The 17,243-nt window shown below is 58.3% G+C and carries 16 protein-coding genes; 10 read left to right on the top strand and 6 right to left on the bottom strand.

The features are described from left to right. Positions 1–4 precede the first annotated feature (4 nt). Together aceF and lpdA are read left to right on the top strand one after the other, a co-directional pair. On the top strand, positions 5–1,267 hold the full coding sequence (gene aceF, locus PFY00_RS10295; protein ID WP_271432470.1) for a dihydrolipoyllysine-residue acetyltransferase: 1,263 nt from the start codon (positions 5–7) through the stop codon (positions 1,265–1,267). A 10-nt stretch (positions 1,268–1,277) separates the two neighbouring features. Continuing rightward, the gene (gene lpdA / locus PFY00_RS10290; protein ID WP_271432469.1) at positions 1,278–3,020 is read left to right on the top strand and encodes a dihydrolipoyl dehydrogenase; all 1,743 of its coding nucleotides are present in this window, start codon (positions 1,278–1,280) and stop codon (positions 3,018–3,020) included. 69 nt (positions 3,021–3,089) lie between these two features. On the opposite strand, the gene PFY00_RS10285 is transcribed toward lpdA, so the two are convergent. The 3 genes from PFY00_RS10285 to PFY00_RS10275 all read right to left on the bottom strand — a co-directional run bounded on the left by PFY00_RS10285 (position 3,090) and on the right by PFY00_RS10275 (position 7,753). Further along, positions 3,090–3,458 carry a hypothetical protein gene (locus PFY00_RS10285; RefSeq protein WP_271432468.1) on the bottom strand — a complete coding sequence of 123 codons (369 nt, stop codon included), beginning with the start codon at positions 3,456–3,458 and terminating at the stop codon, positions 3,090–3,092. A 210-nt stretch (positions 3,459–3,668) separates the two neighbouring features. Beyond that, positions 3,669–7,124, bottom strand: coding sequence for a chromosome segregation protein SMC (gene smc, locus PFY00_RS10280; protein WP_271432467.1), 3,456 nt, complete (start codon positions 7,122–7,124; stop codon positions 3,669–3,671). Between the two features lie 125 nt (positions 7,125–7,249). Continuing rightward, a complete protein-coding gene (locus PFY00_RS10275) occupies positions 7,250–7,753 on the bottom strand; it encodes a hypothetical protein (RefSeq protein WP_271432466.1) in 504 nt (167 codons plus the stop codon). Between the two features lie 31 nt (positions 7,754–7,784). Here PFY00_RS10275 and PFY00_RS10270 point away from each other — a divergent pair, with 31 nt between their 5' ends. Further along, positions 7,785–8,999, top strand: a complete 1,215-nt coding sequence (locus PFY00_RS10270; RefSeq protein WP_271432465.1) for a TsoY family (seleno)protein — start codon at positions 7,785–7,787, stop codon at positions 8,997–8,999. A gap of 36 nt (positions 9,000–9,035) precedes the next feature. Here PFY00_RS10270 and PFY00_RS10265 read toward each other — a convergent pair whose 3' ends face one another. Together PFY00_RS10265 and ispH are read right to left on the bottom strand one after the other, a co-directional pair. Then, entirely contained in the window at positions 9,036–9,809 is a 774-nt protein-coding gene (locus PFY00_RS10265; RefSeq protein ID WP_271432464.1) for an HpcH/HpaI aldolase/citrate lyase family protein, read from the bottom strand. 19 nt (positions 9,810–9,828) lie between these two features. Then, positions 9,829–10,779: a 4-hydroxy-3-methylbut-2-enyl diphosphate reductase gene (ispH, locus tag PFY00_RS10260; RefSeq protein ID WP_271432463.1), complete on the bottom strand. Its 951-nt coding sequence runs from the start codon at positions 10,777–10,779 to the stop codon at positions 9,829–9,831. 135 nt (positions 10,780–10,914) lie between these two features. On the opposite strand from ispH, the gene PFY00_RS10255 reads away from it, so the two are divergent. Then, positions 10,915–11,199 carry a hypothetical protein gene (locus PFY00_RS10255; protein ID WP_271432462.1) on the top strand — a complete coding sequence of 95 codons (285 nt, stop codon included), beginning with the start codon at positions 10,915–10,917 and terminating at the stop codon, positions 11,197–11,199. Positions 11,200–11,285: 86 nt separating this feature from the next. Here the strand turns inward: PFY00_RS10255 and PFY00_RS10250 are convergent, their stop codons facing one another. Then, entirely contained in the window at positions 11,286–11,858 is a 573-nt protein-coding gene (locus tag PFY00_RS10250) for a LabA-like NYN domain-containing protein (protein ID WP_271432461.1), read from the bottom strand. Between the two features lie 137 nt (positions 11,859–11,995). Here PFY00_RS10250 and folK point away from each other — a divergent pair, with 137 nt between their 5' ends. From folK to PFY00_RS10220, 6 genes are all read left to right on the top strand, one after another. Continuing rightward, positions 11,996–12,562, top strand: coding sequence for a 2-amino-4-hydroxy-6-hydroxymethyldihydropteridine diphosphokinase (gene folK / locus PFY00_RS10245; RefSeq protein WP_271432460.1), 567 nt, complete (start codon positions 11,996–11,998; stop codon positions 12,560–12,562). 78 nt (positions 12,563–12,640) lie between these two features. After that, the gene (gene rpoZ / locus PFY00_RS10240; RefSeq protein ID WP_271432459.1) at positions 12,641–12,994 is read left to right on the top strand and encodes a DNA-directed RNA polymerase subunit omega; all 354 of its coding nucleotides are present in this window, start codon (positions 12,641–12,643) and stop codon (positions 12,992–12,994) included. Between the two features lie 47 nt (positions 12,995–13,041). Beyond that, positions 13,042–15,186, top strand: a complete 2,145-nt coding sequence (locus PFY00_RS10235; RefSeq protein ID WP_271432458.1) for a RelA/SpoT family protein — start codon at positions 13,042–13,044, stop codon at positions 15,184–15,186. Positions 15,187–15,200: 14 nt separating this feature from the next. After that, positions 15,201–15,848: a DUF2062 domain-containing protein gene (locus tag PFY00_RS10230; RefSeq protein WP_271432457.1), complete on the top strand. Its 648-nt coding sequence runs from the start codon at positions 15,201–15,203 to the stop codon at positions 15,846–15,848. Positions 15,849–15,959: 111 nt separating this feature from the next. Then, the gene (locus PFY00_RS10225; protein WP_271432456.1) at positions 15,960–16,712 is read left to right on the top strand and encodes a pyridoxine 5'-phosphate synthase; all 753 of its coding nucleotides are present in this window, start codon (positions 15,960–15,962) and stop codon (positions 16,710–16,712) included. Between the two features lie 68 nt (positions 16,713–16,780). Next, entirely contained in the window at positions 16,781–17,224 is a 444-nt protein-coding gene (locus tag PFY00_RS10220) for a hypothetical protein (protein ID WP_271432455.1), read from the top strand. Positions 17,225–17,243 lie beyond the last annotated feature (19 nt).

The raw sequence follows: 17,243 nt of genomic DNA, 5'->3' as shown, positions 1-17,243 counted from the left end.
AGTTATGACAACCGAAGTAAAAGTCCCTGACATTGGCGATTTCAATGATGTGCCCGTTGTGACCATTCTGGTCAGCGTTGGCGACACGATTGCCGAAGAAGACCCCATCGTCGAACTGGAATCCGACAAGGCCACGATGGAGGTGCCATCGTCACACGCGGGTACGGTCAAAGAGATCAAGGTCGCCGAAGGTGATAGCGTTTCCGAAGGATCCGTCATTCTGATCATCGAAGCCGATGGCGCCGCCGAAGCGCCCAAGGCCGAGGCAGCCCCTGCACCTGCCGCAGCGGCTGTCGCACCCGCCGCTGCTCCCTCTGCACCGGCCTCAGCACCGGCCCCAGTGACCGATGCAGGCTTTTCCAAGGTCCATGCCTCTCCATCGGTTAGGGCCTTTGCGCGCCGTGTCGAAGTCGACCTGAACAGCGTCAACGGATCGGGCCGCAAGGGCCGCATCCTGCGCGAAGACGTGGAAAAAGTGCTCAAGGCAGCAGCCCCCGCTGCTGCGCCGGGTGCACCAGCGGCTGGCGGCATGGGCATCCCACCAATCCCGGCCGTCGACTTTTCCAAATTCGGTCCAGTCGAAGATGTGGAAATGCCGCGGATCAAAAAGATCTCTGGTCCTGCGCTGCACCGCTCGTGGCTAAACATTCCGCATGTGACGCATAACGACGAAGCGGACATCACCGAGTTGGATAAGTACCGCAAAGAGATGGACACCGCCGCCAAGGAAGAAGGCTACCGCGTCACGCTGCTGAGCTTTGTGATCAAGGCCTCGGTCTCTGCGCTCAAGCAACATTGGGAGTTCAACAGCTCCATTCACCCCGACGGTGACAAGCTGATCAAGAAGGCCTACTACAACATAGGCTTTGCCGCGGACACACCGAATGGCCTGATGGTCCCAGTGATCAAGGATGCGGATCGCAAAGGTCTGGTGGAGATTTCCAAGGAATTGATGACCCTGTCCAAAGCCGCCCGCGAAGGCGAGCTGAAGTCAAAGGACATGCAGGGCGCGACCTTCACGATTTCGTCTCTGGGCGGCATCGGCGGCACCAGCTTCACTCCCATCGTGAATGCGCCCGAGGTGGCAATCCTTGGTCTGACACGCTCCAAGATGGCACCGGTCTGGAATGGCGAGGAATTTGTGCCACGCCTGATGCAGCCGCTCTCGCTGTCTTATGACCACCGTGCCGTTGACGGTGCCTTGGCCGCGCGCTTCTGTGTGACGCTCAAGACGCTGCTGGGCGATATGCGCAAGCTGATGTGGTGAGGTGAAAACAATGGATATCAAAGTACCCGATATTGGTGATTTCACCGACGTGCCTGTCGTCACTGTTCTGGTGTCTGTCGGCGATTTGGTCGCCGAAGAAGACCCGTTGATCGAGATCGAGTCAGACAAGGCTACGATGGAAGTTCCATCTCCGGCCGCCGGCAAGATCACTGCAATCACCGTTTCAGAGGGCGATAAAGTGTCCGAAGGCTCGGTCATCATGCAGATCGAAGGCGACCAGTCCGATGCCAAGCCTGCGGCACCGGCGGACGAGCCCCCTGCAGAAGCGCCCAAAGCCGTTGCGGCAACGGGCACGGCTACAGGTGCAGGCGACGTGCATGCCGAAGTTGTTGTTCTGGGCTCCGGCCCGGGTGGCTACACCGCAGCCTTCCGTGCAGCGGACCTCGGCAAGAAAGTGGTTCTGATTGAACGATACCCTTCGCTGGGCGGCGTTTGCCTGAACGTAGGATGTATCCCATCCAAAGCTTTGCTGCATGTGGCCAAGGTCATCACCGAAGCCGAAGATATGAGCAGCCATGGCGTCAGCTTTGGCAAACCAAAGATCGACCTTGATGAGCTGCGCGCGTTCAAGGATGGCGTCGTGAACCAGCTGACCGGGGGCCTCGACGGCTTGTCCAAAGGGCGCAAGGTTCAGGTTGTACGCGGCTATGGCCGCTTTGCAGGGCCAAACATGATTGAGGTGACGGGCGATGATGGCATGACCACCGTCAGCTTTGATCAATGCATCATCGCTGCCGGGTCCGAACCTGTTGATCTTCCGTTCATCCCGCATGACGACGACCGCGTGATCGACAGTACCGGCGCGCTTGAACTCAAAGACATTCCCAAGCGGATGCTGGTTCTGGGTGGCGGCATCATCGGGCTGGAAATGGCCTGTGTCTATGATGCGCTTGGCTCTGAGGTGACCGTTGTGGAACTGATGGACCAGATCATACCCGGCGCTGACAAGGACATCGTCAAGCCGCTGATGACCCGGATCAAGGGCCGCTACGAGAACATCCACCTCAAGACCAAGGTCACCGCCGTTGAGGCCCAGAAGAAGGGCCTGAAGGTTACCTTTGAGGATGACAAAGGCGAGCCGTTTTCCGACACCTTTGACAAGGTGCTGGTCGCCGTGGGCCGCAAACCCAACGGCAAGCTGATCGAAGCCGAAAAGGCGGGAGTGTCGGTGGATGATCGCGGCTTTATCGCTGTGGACAGCCAGCAACGCACCGGTGTGCCGCATATCTTTGCCATCGGGGACGTGGTTGGCCAGCCAATGCTGGCACACAAGGCCGTGCACGAAGGCAAAGTCGCCGCCGAAGTTGCGGCTGGCGAAAAACGTCACTTTGACGCCAAGCTGATCCCTTCGGTCGCATACACAGACCCGGAGGTCGCATGGTGCGGGCTGACCGAAACCGAGGCCAAAGCCAAGGGTATCGCCTACGAAAAAGGTGTTTTCCCATGGGCTGCTTCGGGCAAGGCACTGTCCAATGGCCGTTCTGAAGGGATCACCAAGCTGCTGTTCGATCCTGCCGATCAGCGCGTCATTGGGGCCTGCATTGTCGGCACCAATGCCGGTGACCTGATCGCCGAAGCCGCGCTAGCGATTGAGATGGGCGCCGATGCCGTGGATCTGGGTCACACCATCCACCCACACCCGACACTGTCTGAAACGGTGAACTTTGCCGCCGAGATGTTTGAAGGCACCATCACCGACCTGATGCCGCCCAAAAAGAAAAAGGCGCATTGATATCTGCCGGACATGGCCCGCAACAAAAGCAAAAGGCCCCCGATCATGGGGGCCTTTATTCGTTTGGCTTTATTGCTGGGGTCGAACCGGGTAGCGATCGCCTTTTTCATCCAGCAGGATCATCCGTCCAGCGTTCATCACGTAGAGATCGCAGCGGGAAAACCCGTTCACGAAATCAATGCAGACCGACCCATCCGCGGCCACTTCCCAATACCCATAGGCCGTGCCGCCCTGGTTCGCATAGGTGTAGGTATAGCGTCCGTCCGTGAAATATTCGGACTGTCCGTTATCATAGAATGTCACCACCTGGCCTGACAGCCGATCCAGCAACACGCTCCGGTCAAAACGCGCATCACCCTCTTTCAATCCAAAGGCCTGCGAGGCCACTGGCCCCGCAGCAAGGCTCGTCAATATGGCAAGGATGCTCAAAGGTTTCATGCCACAAGTCTAACAAGACAGGGGCCAAACGCCATTCACGAATTCTCACAAGCGCGCGGTCGCTTTGCCTTTGCAGGCTGATTCCGGGCAGGATGTTTCTTTGTGCCAAAAATATCCCGGGGGGTTTGGGGGGGAGCCCCCCCAATAAGGCCGCCCCTTTCGCTCAGAGCAGGTCTCAGACCAGCCAGCAATCCAACCCAATAACGAAGGTTAGGCCACCATCTTTTCGGCGCGTTTCAGATCAACGGAAACCAGCTGACTGACCCCCTGTTCCTGCATTGTCACGCCAAACAAGCGATCCATCCGGGCCATCGTTACAGCGTGGTGTGTGATGATCAGGAACCGCGTGTCCGTGCGGCGGCACATTTCGTCCAGCATATCGCAGAACCGTGTGACATTGGCGTCATCCAAAGGCGCGTCGACTTCGTCCAGCACACAGATCGGCGCCGGATTGGCCAGGAAGACCGCAAAGATCAGGGCCAAGGCCGTCAGAGTCTGCTCGCCACCGGACAACAATGACAGGGTCGACAGTTTTTTGCCCGGTGGCTGGCACATGATCTCAAGGCCGGCCTCCAGCGGGTCTTCGCTTTCGACCATGACCAGGTTCGCCTCACCACCGCCGAACAAATGCGTGAACAACATCGAGAAGTTGCTGTTCACTTGTTCAAAGGCTGTCAGCAGGCGTTCCCGACCCTCTCGGTTGAGACTCGAAATCCCGCTGCGCAGAGTCTTGATCGCTTCTTCAAGGTCAGCTTTTTCTGCAACCAGTTCATCGTGCTCGACTTGCACTTCCTTGGCATCTTCTTCTGCGCGCAGATTGACTGCTCCCAGCGCATCACGCTGGCGTTTCAGCCGGTTCACGTCCGCCTCGACCTTGTCTGCCGGTGGCATGGTGTCGGGATCCACATCAAGCCGCGTCAGCAAGTCTTGCGGCGTGGTTTCCTGATCTTCAGAAATGCGCTCTGCCGCTGCGGCCACCGTCTCTCTGGCCGCCTCCGTTCGGGCTTCGGCCCGAGCCCGGGCCTCGCGCGCTTCGCCCGCAAGCCGCTCGCATTCGCGTTCATTGCTGATGGCTTCGCGCAAGACGCCTTCGGCGCCTGACAATTTGTCCGCAGCTTCCGCGCGGCGTGCCTCTGCATCGCTGATCGCGCCGGACAGTTCATCGCGTTTGGCCGCCAGTTCCCCCGGTGCGGTCGAGGCCTCCTTCAGCTCCAGTTCGGTCTGAACCTTGCGATCAGCCAATTCGGCTGCACGCTTTTCCGCTGTATCCAGACGGTGGCGCCAACCGGACAGGTCTTTGGTCACCTGCTGAGCACGACCCTTGCGGGCCTCGCCTTCCCGGCGCAGTTCATCATGAGCAGAGCGGCGCGCCATCATCGTCATACGGGCCGCTTCGACTGTCATTTTCACGTCTTCCGCCTGCGCCCGCGCCGTTTCGAGATCATCGAGCGATTCCGCGCTGCGCTCGGCTTCGAGCAACTGACCTCGGGCCGATGTGGCTTCATCCTCATAACGCTGCACGGCAAGCGTCGCGCTTTCCAGTTTGCCTTCTGCCATATCGCGATCAGCTTCGGCCCGGTTCAGAGCCCGCGTGGCCTGCGTCAGTTGCTGATCGGCCTCGCGCCGCGCTTCGCGGGCATTCTTGTCAGCCCGAGACAAGTCGGCCAAGCGCTGCGACAGGGCTTCATGCGCGGAAATCGTACCATCCATCCGAGCCGTGGCTGCCGCCATTTCCTGTTTGAGTGCCTCAAGCCGGTTGAGTTGCTCGAGCCGCAGCGCTGCAGCCGAAGGTTGATCCTCGGCCCAGGCGCGATAGCCGTCCCAACGCCAAAGGTCACCTTCAAGACTGACCAACCGCTGGCCCGGCTTCAGAAGGGATTGCAGCCTTGCGCCTTCTTCCCCGTCGACCAGACCGATTTGCCCCATGCGCCGCACCAGCACATCCGGCACCGACACATGCCGCGACAATGCCGTAACGCCTGCCGGCAATGCCTGCTCTGCATCATAAGGTGGCAGCACTGACCAACCTGTAGGCCCATCGTCTTCCACCTCTGGCGCGCGCAGGTCATCGGCCAACGCGGCACCCAGCGCCTTTTCGAACCCCTGTTCAACCTGCAGACGGTCGAGTATCTGGCCACCTTCGGCGGTGTCTCGATCCAGCAAGCGCGCAAGCGCAGTGACTTCGGCGCGCAGGGCATTCATTTCGCCCTCTGCCTCGGATCTTTCGGCACGGGCCTCTGCTTCGCGCGATTGCGTTTCCGCACGGGCCGACTCGGCCTCGGCCAAAACATTTTCGGCACGTTCTGCCATGGCATGCGCGTCTTGCTGGGCCTTTGACGCCGCTGCCAATGCTTCGGCCGACCCATCAAGGGTGTTCTTGGCCGCGCCGACCGTATCGCGCGCCCGGCCTGCCTCGGTCTCAGCCCGCTCAAGCGTTTTACGGCAATCAGCCAGATACCGTTGCGCAGACTGATGTCGGGCAGCCAGTCGGGCCACATCTTCAGTCTGCTGAGCGAGATCGGCTTCGCGCGCCTGCAGGACACTGTTGGCCTCTCGGGCGCCTTCGGCTGCCTCAAGCAGCTTGTCGTCGTGCCCTTCGGCTGCCTTTTCGAGCTCGCGCGCTTCCCATTCCAGCCGTTCGATCGTTTCGCCTGCGTCGCGGTTCAGGCCTGCTTCACGATCCATGTCTTTAGCCAGCTGTTCGATCCGGCGCGTCAGCGTTTCGATGGTCTCTTCGGCGCGTTTTTCCTGGTCTGCAATGGTGTCACGCTGGACAGTCAAACGCTGCAACACGGCCGCTGCAATGGCTTCTTCTTCGCGCAACGGCGGCAGGTCTTCCTCGCGCTGCGCACGGATCTTTGCCGACTCCCGTGCCAGCCCTTCGGCCTTGGCGGCCTGCGTGACGCGCGTGCGCAACTCTTCCTCGGCGACCAGCCTTGCCTCGTCCGCTTCGCGCCATCGCCGATACAGCAGCATCCCTTCGGCCTGCCGCAATTCTTCGCCAATGGCGCGGTACCGGGCGGCTTGCCGGGCCTGCCGTTCCAACTGCGCCAGTTGGGCCGCAAGCTGCTCAATGACATCGTCAACACGCAAGAGGTTTTGCTCGGTGTTTTTGAGCTTGAGTTCGGCCTCATGCCGGCGCTGATAGAGACCACCAATCCCGGCAGCATCTTCCAGAACCTTGCGGCGGTTCTTTGGCTTGGCATTGATCAGCTCGCTGATCTGCCCCTGACGAACCAGCGCAGGCGAATGCGCACCTGTCGCAGCGTCCGCGAACAGCATCTGCACGTCGCGCGCGCGGGTATCTTTGGTGTTCACCTTGTAGGCGCTGCCGACATCACGGGTGATCCGGCGCACGATTTCCAGCTGATCGGAATCGTTAAAGCCAGAAGGCGCAAGCCGATCGGTGTTATCAATCGTCAGGCAGACCTCGGCAAAGTTTCGGGCCGGTCGGGACGCGGCACCGGCAAAGATCACATCCTCCATGCCGCCGCCGCGCATGGCCTTGGCGCGTGTTTCGCCCATTACCCAGCGCAGCGCTTCAAGCAAATTCGACTTGCCGCACCCGTTTGGACCAACCACACCGGTCAGCCCATCTGCGATCATAAGATCGGTTGGGTCCACGAAGCTTTTGAAGCCCGTCAGTCTGAGTTTATTGAATCGCACGCGTTGCGCCTTCCCGATTCCGCTTTGGGCATGCAGCGTGGAGGGCGCAATGGGGGTCTGTCAACGAATTTGATGGCCGATATGGCGTGGGAACTGCAGTTGTCCACAAGATATTGAGGTATTCTTCAAAGTTTTGAGCATTCAACTGTACCAGCGGGGTACAGATTTCCGCCGGTCAGCGTTTGAAAATCACAACTCAGCATATTGCGCCTTTTGGGTTTTCGGGGCGCCTTTCCGCCGTAGCAAGCCAATCCCAAAAGCATCATCGCGGGGTCACCTTCGACCCAAGCTGTCTCGCATCCCGCGCGCTCTGCTTCTGCGGCGCGCGCTGCCTTACGCGCCACAGCCTCAAATTTGGGAAGCATTTCAGGGGAGGTGCGGATCGCCTCGACCAGATCACCCCGGAACCGGAGTGTAAAACGCGATCCATCCACGTGACGCGTGACAGGTTCGACGCCGCGAAAACCGGACCCCGCCGCGTCGCATCCCAAAAGAGCAAAGGCCAGAACTCCGCAAACAAAACGATCCATTGCTCCAGTTTCCGCCAAGATGGTTACGCCAAAGTTAATGCCATCCAGAAGGGCTGTGCGGATTTGTCCAATTACATTCCACTTATAGAATGTATTCATTTGCAATTATCGGAATATGAAAGGATGCAAGATGTCTTCCCGCAGTCGCGTAGCAGATGAAACGTACAGTCCACTCTATTTTTTGGCCTCGCTCGGAGCAGGTGGCGTGACAGTGACGTTTTTCATGATCCTTATGTTCTGGGTCCCGCATCCGGGCCGACCGGTTCCGATCTTCGAGGACATCGCCGCCGCCTTTGGCACCGCCGATGCAGGCCTAAGCTTGGCAATTCTCATCGCTTTGTCTGGTATCGCAGCCTTTGCGTTCAAAAACGTTCAGTTGCTCATCTGGAATCTGCGTGCGCTGAGCCGTTTCAAACAAACACCCGCATATGACGCTTTGAGAAACTCAAACGGAGAAACTACATTGCTGGCCATGCCGCTTGCGATGGCTATGACCGTGAACGCGCTGTTCATCGTCGGGCTGGTTTTTGTACCCGGCCTTTGGAGTGTCGTGGAATATCTGTTTCCGCTCGCCTTGATCGCCTTTGTGCTTATTGGCGCCATCGCGTTTCGCCAGATCGGACACTTTATCGGCCGCGTTCTGTCCAAAGGCGGCGTCTTTGATGTGACGGCACACAACTCCTTTGCGCAGCTCTTGCCAGCCTTTGCGGTCTCGATGGTCGCCGTTGGCCTTGCCGCCCCCGCAGCCATGAGCACGAACCCCGCAACCGTTGGAACCAGCATTGTACTGTCCAGCATTCTGGGCGTGATCGCGATTCTATACACTGTGCTGGCAGCCACGACGGCAGTCAGTTCCATGCTTCAACACGGCACCGCGCGGGAAGCCGGGCCAACCCTGATGATCATCGTGCCGATCGTCACGGTTTTGGGCATCATGTTGCTGCGTCAGAACCATGGCCTGCACACGACGCTGGATGTGCATGGCAGCAGCGGCGAGACCCTGATCCTGTTGACGCGATTGCTGGCTATCCAGATTGCCTTCCTGGGCCTGGGTGCCGTGGTTCTGAAAGCGCAGGGCTACTTCAACGACTTTGTTGTCGGCGACAAAACCTCGCCCGGCTCATACGCGCTGGTTTGTCCGGCTGTTGCCCTTTCGGTGATGCTGCATTTCTTCATCAACAAGGGATTGGTCGCAGCCGGTCTCATCGCCAAATTCGGTGTGGTCTTCTGGGGTCTGACTGCACTGGCGATTGTCGCTCAGATTGTTGCCATCGCCTTAGTGTTGCGCCTCGGCCGCCAGCACTTCAGGGCCAAACCCCTTGAATCCATTGTACCGGCCGAGTGATCCTCCTCACCGCCGATACAGCAGCGAAAGGCCGGGTCAGCTGATCCGGCCTTTCCATTTGGATGCCAGTTCCCGAAGCATGGCCGCCATCATGACAAGATCCGCGCCAACCGCGACGAACTGCGCGCCATTTTCAAAATGGCCATCAATCGCATCATCCGGAAAATCGATGATGCCCGCGGGCTTCCCATAGGCCTTGATCCGCCCCAGAGTTTCAGCAACCAAAGCCTGCATTTCCGGCGCATTCATGTCTTTTGCAAACCCGCAATCCGCCGCGAGATCTGCCGGGCCGACAAAGGCTGCGTCGACGCCATCCACAGCCAGAATTTCCTCAAGGTTCTCTACGGCTGCACGGCTTTCGATCTGAACAATGATGCAGATCTCGTCCGCTGCAGTCGCAATATAGTCCGGAACCGCTCCAAAATAGGACGCCCGCCCCAACACATGCCCGACGCCGCGTATGCCATCAGGGGGATAACGTGTGGCCGCAACCACGGCGCGCGCCTCTTCGGCGGTGTTCACCATGGGGATCAAGAAGCTTTGGACACCTGCATCGAGCAATTGCTTCATCAACCAAGGCTCGGCCATGGGCGGCCGCACAATCGATGCGACATGGGGTTCCGCAACCTGCAACTGGCCTACGATGCTGCGCAGGTCATTGGGTGCATGTTCACCGTCGATCAGGACCCAATCAAATCCCGCCCGGCCAACGATTTCCGCCGCATAGGGATCACACAATCCCATCCATAGCCCGATAGACTTTTGTCCGGACTGCAAGATCGCCTTGAATGGGTTGCTTGGGGCTGTCATCGACATGACTCCGTTTTGGTCAGGCGGGCTCGCGCAGGACGCGGGGCACTTTGAATTCGACGTTCTCTACGGCTGTTTCGACCAGTTCGACCGAAACCTCGTATCTGTCTTTAAAGGCCTGAATGACCTCTTCGATCAGCACCTCGGGCGCCGAAGCGCCTGCCGTGATCCCGACGGACGTAATGCCGTCCAAGGCGCGCCAGTCTATGTTTTCAGCTCGCATTACCAGCTGGGCGTAGGAACATCCCGCCTTGCGACCCACCTCGACCAACCGTTGCGAGTTAGACGAGTTCGGCGCACCGACAACCAACATCGCATCACACTTCGGAGCGATCGCCTTTACGGCCTCCTGACGGTTGGTTGTGGCGTAGCAGATGTCTTCCTTGTGCGGGCCGACAATTGCCGGGAACCGCGATTGCAAGGCCGCCACAATGTCAGCGGTGTCATCGACAGACAGCGTTGTCTGGGTAACAAACGCCAGCTGCTCGGGATCTCGGACGACAACATTGGCAACGTCTTCTACCGTTTCGACCAAAAGAACTTCGCCATCTGGTAACTGCCCCATGGTGCCCACGGTTTCCGGATGCCCCGCATGACCAATCATGATCATCTGGAGCCCGTTCTCGTGGTGGCGCGCCGCTTCGATGTGGACTTTGGAAACTAATGGACAGGTCGCATCCACGTATACCATTTGCCGTGCGGCGGCAGCGGCGGGAACAGCCTTGGGAACACCATGTGCGGAAAAAATCACCGGACGGTCATCGGGGCAGTCTTCCAGTTCCTCGACAAACACCGCGCCTTTGGCCCGCAGGTCATCGACCACGAATTTATTGTGTACGATCTCGTGCCGAACAAAGACCGGAGCGCCCCATTTCTGTAGAGCCATCTCAACGATCTTGATCGCGCGATCCACACCTGCGCAAAACCCGCGTGGTGCCGCGAGATAGAGAGAAAGATCCGGTTTCTTCATCGTCAAAATCCTTGCGCGCTTTGGTCCAGACGTAAGGCTTTCGCGACGTGCAGTCCAGAACAGCGAAAAAAGTTTGATCCAGTGTGTCCACTAAATCGTACACATCAGTGTACAAAAAAAATGACAGGGATGGAGATGACCAAATTAAACCGCCGCAGCTTCGCTTTTGTCCCACTGGCTGACGAAAATCAAACTTCGCTGAAAGGCCCAGCATTGGATGGCTTCGTGGACGATGTCATCTATCAAGTTGCGCTGCAGATTGCCGCCAAACGCAGGGTTCAGGCCGACACGGCAAACAGAGCGCCGCTGTTTTCCAGCCTGCCCAAACAGCAATGCGCCAAAGCACCCGGGCAAGAGCCAGCAACGGTTCATATTCTTTGGGAAGACGAGCTGACTCAAGCCGAGCAAACTCTGCAATAGAAAAAGCCGCCCCCGAAAGGACGGCTTGTTTGGGCATTTGCAATCAGCCGTTTGGAGGAGTGACCCATCGGCATCGTCGCAAACGATCAGCTGCCTCCGGCAACCTCAAAGCTGCGCTCGGGCGCGTTTTCCCGTGGCGGACGGCCAATAACGTCACGCAGTTCGTCCAGCTCGATAAAGTTATCGGCTTGTCTGCGCAGTTCGTCCGCAATCATCGGTGGTTGGCTGCGGATCGTTGATACGACCGAAACCCGGACACCCTGCCGCTGAAGGCTTTCGGCCAATGGGCGGAAGTCGCCATCACCCGAGAACAAAACAATATGATCGACCCGGGGCGCCAGCTCCATGGCGTCCACTGTCAATTCGATATCCATGTTGCCTTTGACTTTCCGGCGGCCTTGGCTGTCGGTGTATTCCTTGGCCGGCTTTGTCACCATCGTAAAGCCGTTGTAGTGCAGCCAATCGACCAGTGGCCGGATCGGAGAATACTCATCATTTTCCAGGAGCGCCGTGTAGTAAAACGCCCGCACCATTTTGCCCCGACGAGCGAATTCCTGGCGAAGGAGTTTGTAGTCGATGTCGAACCCAAGCGCTTTGGCTGCAGCGTAAAGGTTGGATCCATCGATGAACAGCGCGAGCCGTTCGTCTTTGTAAAACATCAAAATGTCCTTTCGTTCAAAGAGCCGCACCAAAATTCCGTGAGTGTGATTAGGAGTGACACGACTTACGCTAGGTAGATAATAGAATATACCGTGCGATCAAGCGCAGATCGCTACCCCAAAAGGATAGCCGCTATATGCTTTCTAGGCAAGAAATCCTCATCGCTCTGGGTTCAAATCTGGGGTCAGAACGCGGTGATCCAGCCACGACTTTAACTTCCGCATTGGTTGATTTGTCACGAAGCGGCTTGAGCATAAGGAGAATTTCCCGTTTCTTTGCAACGCCCTGCTTTCCGGCAGGCACTGGCCCGGACTATGTGAATGCCTGCATCGTGGCCGAGTCCGATCTGAACACGGATCAACTTCTTGAGTTACTTCACATAGTTGAAAACGAATATGGGCGCGCACGGCAACAACGGTGGGGAAGCCGGACCCTGGATCTTGATTTACTCGCCCGCGATTCTCTGGTCCTGCCCGATGCCGAGACTCATGATCGGTGGATGAACTTGCCTCTGGAGGCGCAAACCCGCACTGCGCCTGACCAACTGATCCTTCCGCACCCGAGGATTCAGGACCGCGCGTTCGTGCTTGTCCCGCTTTGTGACGTGGCGGCAGACTGGGTTCATCCTGTGCTGAATCAGACTGCGGCAACCCTTTGTGCCGCGTTGCCCCGTGAAGAACGCGATTTGATCAGGCCGCTGTGACCGAATCGCCCTTGTATTGCGCCGTACTGCGCGCTAGATGAAACGCTTCTGAGACAGCTGACTTGCACTGGAGTTCCCATGGCCCGCGTAACGGTAGAAGATTGCGTCGATAAGGTCCCGAACCGTTTTGAGCTGGTGATGCTCGCTGCACATCGTGCGCGCGAAGTATCGGCCGGTGCTGCGATCACCGTTGATCGTGACAACGACAAGAACCCGGTGGTTGCCCTGCGCGAAATCGCAGAAGAGACACAGAGCGCCGATGAACTTCGCGAACGCCTGATCGAGTCCAATCAGACCCAGATCGAAGTCGATGAGCCCGAAGAAGACGCGATGGCGCTGCTCATGGGTGCAGAGGCGGACAAGCCTGCCGAAGATGACCTGAGCGAAGAAAAGCTGCTGCGCGCTCTCATGGAGGCACAGGGTCAGGGGTAACCCAACACCCTGCCCACGGGGCGCCCCAGCGGGGAAGGATGGCGCATATGATCGCGGCCGATGACCTCGTAGCACTGGTACGCAACTACAATCCGAAGACCAACGAAGCGATGATCCGCGCGGCCTATGACTATGGCCGCGAGATGCACGAAGGTCAGTTTCGCAAGAGTGGAGAGCCATACTTCACTCACCCTGTTGCTGTTGCCGCGATTTTGACCGAACAGCGACTGGATGATGCAACGATCATCACGGCGCTGCTGCACGACACGATCGAGGACACCCGGTCCACCTATTCTGAAATCGCTGAAAAGTTTTCGCCCGAGGTTGCTGACCTCGTGGACGGCGTAACCAAGCTTACCAACCTGCAACTGTCGAGCACGGAAACAAAGCAGGCCGAAAACTTCCGCAAGCTGTTCATGGCAATGTCCAAGGACTTGCGGGTCATTCTGGTCAAACTTGCCGACCGTTTGCACAACATGCGTACGATCCGCGCAATGCGTGTGGAAAAACAGAGCCAGAAGTCACGCGAAACCATGGACATCTACGCGCCTCTGGCAGGCCGGATGGGGATGCAGTCCATCCGCGAAGAGCTGGAAGATCTGGCTTTCCGCGTGCTGAACCCCGAGGGGCGCAGCTCCATCATCCGGCGTTTCATCACGCTTCAGAAAGAAACCGGCGACGTGATCCACAGGATCACCTCTGACATGCGTGTTGAACTCGACAAGGTGGGTATCGAGGCCGAGGTGTTTGGCCGAGCCAAGAAACCCTACTCGATCTGGCGCAAGATGCAGGAAAAGAAGATCGGCTTTTCCCGTCTTTCCGACATCTACGGCTTTCGAGTCATCACCGGAAGCGAGGCGGAGTGCTACGCAGCCCTCGGTGCGATCCACCAACGCTGGCGCGCGGTGCCCGGACGTTTCAAGGACTATATCAGCCAGCCAAAGTCGAACGGCTACCGTTCAATCCACACAACTGTGTCAGGACGGGATGGCAAACGGGTCGAGGTGCAGATTCGCACCCGCCAGATGCACGAAGTGGCGGAAACTGGCGTGGCGGCGCATTGGTCCTATCGGGACGGCGTGCGGGCCCAGAACCCGTTTGCGGTCGATCCTGCAAAATGGATCGCCTCGCTGACCGAGCAATTCAGCGAAGATGACGATCACGACGAATTTCTCGAAGCGGTCAAGCTCGAGATGTATTCGGACCAGGTCTTTTGTTTTACGCCCAAGGGCGATGTGGTCAAACTGCCCAAGGGCGCCACACCGCTGGACTATGCCTACCAAATTCACACACGCATTGGATCGGCTTGCGTGGGGGCCAAAGTCGATGGCATTCGCGTTCCACTGTGGACCCGGCTGAAGAACGGGCAGTCCGTCGAAATCATTACTGCCGAAGGTCAGACGCCACAAGCGACCTGGCTGGATATTGCACGCACCGGCAAAGCAAAGTCCGCCATCCGCAAGTCGCTGCGCGAGGCGAACAAGGAACGCTTTGCCAAGCTGGGGCTGGAACTGGCCCGTGCTGCCTTTGAAGGGGTCGGCAAAAAAGCCACTGACAAGGTGCTTGAGAAGGCTGCCAAAACCCTGCGCTTTGAGGATGCCGAAACCCTGCTGGCGCGGCTCGGTAGCGCCGAGATGTCCGCGCGCGAGGCCGTAGAGGCCGTCTATCCCGAGCTGGCTATTTCCGAAGACACCCAATCGCAGGTGTCTGCCAAACGTGCCGTTGTCGGGTTGGCCCACGGTCAGGGCTTTGAGCGCGCAACCTGCTGTCAGCCGCTGCCCGGCGAACGGATCATCGGGATCTCGCATCGTGGCAAAGGGGTGGCGGTCCACGCCGCCGATTGTGTGGTTCTGGCCGATTTCGAAGAACAGCCCTCGCGTTGGCTTGACCTGCACTGGGCGGATGGATCGCATCCCCCTGTCTACACAGCGACCCTTGATCTGACGATCACGAATGACGCGGGCGTACTGGGACGGATTTGCACATTGATCGGAGAGCGGAAGGCCAATATCTCTGACTTGAATTTCATGGATCGAAAGCCAGATTTTTATCGCTTGATGGTCGACGTTGATTTGCGCGACGCCGAACATCTGCATCTCGTCATGTCCGCGCTGGAAGCGGAAGGTAACGTGGCATCGGTCAACAGGCGGCGGGACACGGAACCCGCAGTGCAAGCTTCGGCTGCTGAATAACGAAAGGGCGGACGTTGGTCTTCAAACGGCGCGACAGGCGACCCCTTTGGAGGATCGTGTACGAATTCCTCTGGCCGCGTGGCGGTTGGGGGCGTGCCGCGCGTTACGTCAAACACCGCCTGCACCGCCTGCCGGATCCGCCCCACCGCATTGCCCGTGGGATATTTGCCGGGGTCTTCACAACCTTCACGCCCTTTTATGGGCTTCATTTCGTTGTTGCCGGTTTTCTGGCTTGGATCATGCGGGGAAACCTGCTGGCGGCGCTGCTGTCGACGTTCTTCGGCAATCCGCTGACTTATGTTCCAATCGGGGTCGTGTCGCTGACAACCGGACATTTCTTGCTGGGCGGCGATAAAGCCGCGCGTCATGAACACGGCAGTATCATCAAGAAATTCGGAGAGGCTGGGCGCGATCTTTGGCAGAACATCAAAGCGATGTTTCACGGAACTGAGCCGGACTGGCGCGATCTGTCGATCTTCTACGACGAGGTATTCTTTCCCTACCTGATCGGCGGCATCATCCCCGGTTTGGTGGCTGGACTGATCTGTTACTATGTGTCCTTACCTCTGATCACCGCCTATCAGAACCGGCGCAAGGGCGCGATCAAAGCTCGCCTTGCGGCGCTCAAGAAAAAGAGGGGCGATGCTGGGTCGGCCGACTGAGAAAGCCAATCACGGTTTGTTATGGGTTCACTGAAATAATTTGATCAAATTATTAGTTTCCCAAACGCGCAGCCCGGTCTACCTTCAACGCACAATTCAGGAGTCTTCGCCATGACCGACTATGTTGGCGCCCTGCGTCTCGGGGTAAACATCGATCACGTCGCAACCGTGCGCAATGCGCGCGGCGGCGCTTATCCTGATCCTTTGCGTGCCGCGAAACTGGCGCAAGAGGCCGGCGCAGATGGAATCACGGCGCATCTTCGCGAAGATCGTCGGCACATCACGGATGCGGATATCGATGGGCTCATGGACGTTCTCGAAATCCCTCTGAACTTCGAAATGGCCGCGACACCTGAAATGCAGGCCATCGCCTTGCGGCATAAACCCCATGCCGTCTGCATCGTTCCCGAAAAGCGCGAAGAGCGCACCACCGAGGGCGGTCTCGAAGTGGCGCGCGAGGAAAACCAACTGGCGCATTTCATTGCTCCGTTGCGTGAAGCAGGCTGCCGCGTTTCAATTTTCATCGCAGCCGACAAGCGCCAGATTGAGGCCGCACACAGGATCGGCGCACAGGTCATCGAATTGCACACGGGTGCCTATTGCGACGCGCATTCCGAAGGCCGGTTTGCCGACCGGGACGCCGAACTGGAACGCATGCGTGAGATGAGCGCCTTTGCACACTCGCTTGGCCTTGAGGTCCACGCCGGGCATGGCCTGACCTATGAAACGGTCAAACCCGTTGCGGCGTTTCCAGAGATTCTCGAGCTGAATATCGGTCACTTCATCATCGGCGAGTCGATCTTTCTGGGCCTTGGGCCAGCCATAGCCGAGATGCGGCGACTGATGGATGAAGCACGCGACTGATCGCAATGCACCATTGAAACAATGCCACGGTGCGATAGCATACCCTATCGCTGACCGGAGGATTTTTCATGCATCGCTTCGCACCCCTTATCGCCGCATCACTGCTTGCGGCACCTGTTGCAGCTCAGGACGTTTTCGACTGCGACTGGCAATCTTCGGCCCGCAACATCGCCGAGCCATGGGAAGAAAACACGCGGACGTTTTCGAACGGCAAGACCCGGCTTGCGCTTATGGACACGGTCGAGCCCGCCGGAGGCGCATTTTGGCTGTTGGTCCTGTCTCCCCCCTATGACGAGCTGGGTGGACGGCAATGCAAGGTGGTTGGACACAACGGCATCGGATTTACCTGGCTCGATTTTTCGCAATTGCGGTCCAGTTATGACCCGTCGCGCGGCCTGACCTTCACGCTGCCGGGCCAACTCTACGGGGACGGCGTCAACAACATCGACATAACGGTATCCATCACCCTGAACCAAGCGACAGGCGAGATCACCAAAGAGGTCTGGCGCTGAAACGGTTTTTCTTTGCGGT

It is taken from the genome of Thalassococcus lentus (genome assembly GCF_028023555.1).
Classification (GTDB): domain Bacteria; phylum Pseudomonadota; class Alphaproteobacteria; order Rhodobacterales; family Rhodobacteraceae; genus Thalassococcus_A; species Thalassococcus_A lentus.
The sequence above is the reverse complement of the archived record's forward strand: the minus strand, read 5'-3'. Positions and strand labels throughout refer to the sequence as shown.